Genomic DNA, 1,794 nt, shown 5'->3' with positions numbered 1-1,794 from the left:
GCCCATCATCCCATCAATCGCATCGAGGAACTCCTTCCCTGGAATCTGGCGCACGCGGCACCAGACAAGACCAAGGCCGCTGCCTAGTTCGGGCGATAGGCAAGAGGGTTCTCGTCAGACGCTTACGAAGAAGACGCGGATGGTTTGCCTTGCTCTCCATGCTATCACGGTGTGCTCGCCGTCAAGCAAAGCCCGGCGGGCTTTCGCCGCATAAACGGCTGCCTCCCCGCGGACGCGGGTCCCCTCCATTTATTCGACGGTCCCACCGGTCTCTGCTTGACCGCTCCGCGCGCCGTGATCGGGAGAGCGCATCGGCAAACCCGCCGATGCCAATGGAGATGCCATCATGTTCCCGGTCAACGAAGTTCTTCATGGTGAATGCACTCGCGTACTGCGGCGGTTGTCGGATTCATTCGTGGATCTCGTGGTAACCGATCCGCCCTACGGTGTCCGCTATCAAGACAGCAAAGGTCGGACGATTGCGAACGACGATGATCCGAATCGCATTCTCGGGGCCTTTACGGATCTGTACCGGGTTCTGAAGCCCAACAGCATCTGCATCTCCTTCTACGGTTGGGGCCAGGTGGATGCATTCTTCCGAGCCTGGCGCCGGGCTGGGTTCCGGCCGATCGGTCACATCGTTTGGGCCAAGGAGTACGCGTCGCGCACACGTTATCTCCATTACCGCCACGAGCAGGCGTATGTGCTGGCGAAGGGATCGCCGAAGATGCCGGAGCAGCCGATCGATGACGTTCAGCCCTGGGTGTACTCGGGCAATCAGGACCACCCGACGCAAAAGGCGGTGAAGATTCTGACGCCGCTCATCGAAGCGTTCTCGCAGCCGGGGCAACTTGTCCTCGATCCCTTCGCTGGCTCCGGTAGCACCCTGGTGGCCGCTGCGTTGAATGGCCGACGCTACCTTGGCGTTGAGCTGGAGCGCGATTACTGCCGCGTAGCCCGGGAGCGGCTTGCGAATGTGCAACGTCGGTTGTCTCGCGCCCAAGGAGTGATGGCCGCGCTTGGGCACGGCACCCGGGAACTGCCACCGCTCGAGGTTGATGGCTTCATCCGGTGGCTGCGCGAGCAAGGCCAGGAGGGCGTCGCCCGATTCGTCGAACGTGCACGCGCTGATTATGGCTTGTGACGGGTAGGTGGCAATCGCAAACGGTCGCGTGGCGTCGCAAGTTGTCGCGCGACCGTTTCTATGTTGGCGACGTCTTCACCATCCACGTCACTGCCGGCAGATCAGATTGCGTGCCACAGGCGAGTCGTCTCGCGCGCTCCTTCTACATTCTCCCGATGTCGTGACGAATAAAAGCGGTGCGATCGGGCGAGCTTGTAGGAAAGCGACCCAGAGCCGCCTGCGTACAGCTTCCTGCCGCCGCCCAGCCAACAACTGGCGCCGTAGAGATGGGCATCGCCTCGACAAGGCCCGTCGGCCACGATGCGAGAACGAGTCCGATGCTGTCTTGGTGACGGGCAGGATCTCTTCCTCGCGCGAGCGGCCCTCGTGTGGCCCGTGATGCAGGCGTCCGGCGGGCGGTGGGCCAAGATCGAGAGGAGCGTTCTGGGTGATCGTTACACAGGCGTCGCGTCGTCTGCACTTGGATGCAAGACAGTACGCCGACTAACGGCCGAGCACACGCGGCGATATATTCCAGAACTCATGTGCACGATTTCCTCCATTGAGACCCACCCGATTTCCTGGGTTGGGGACCACCTGATTTCCTGAGTTCGGGACCACCCGATTTCTTCAGTTGGGGACCACCTGGCGGGGCGCTTTCGAGCGCCGCC

General features: G+C 61.9%; 1 pseudogene. It reads left to right on the top strand.

Annotated elements, in window-relative coordinates:
* Nucleotides 1-346: 346 nt before the first annotated feature.
* Nucleotides 347-997 (top strand): annotated as a pseudogene (locus JM946_RS29830) (DNA methyltransferase); the annotation flags it as partial.
* Between the last annotated feature and the right edge of the window lie 797 nt (nucleotides 998-1,794).

The sequence above is a fragment of the Steroidobacter gossypii genome, assembly GCF_016801985.1.
GTDB lineage: Bacteria > Pseudomonadota > Gammaproteobacteria > Steroidobacterales > Steroidobacteraceae > Steroidobacter > Steroidobacter gossypii.
This window is presented reverse-complemented; position numbering and strand designations above follow the sequence as displayed.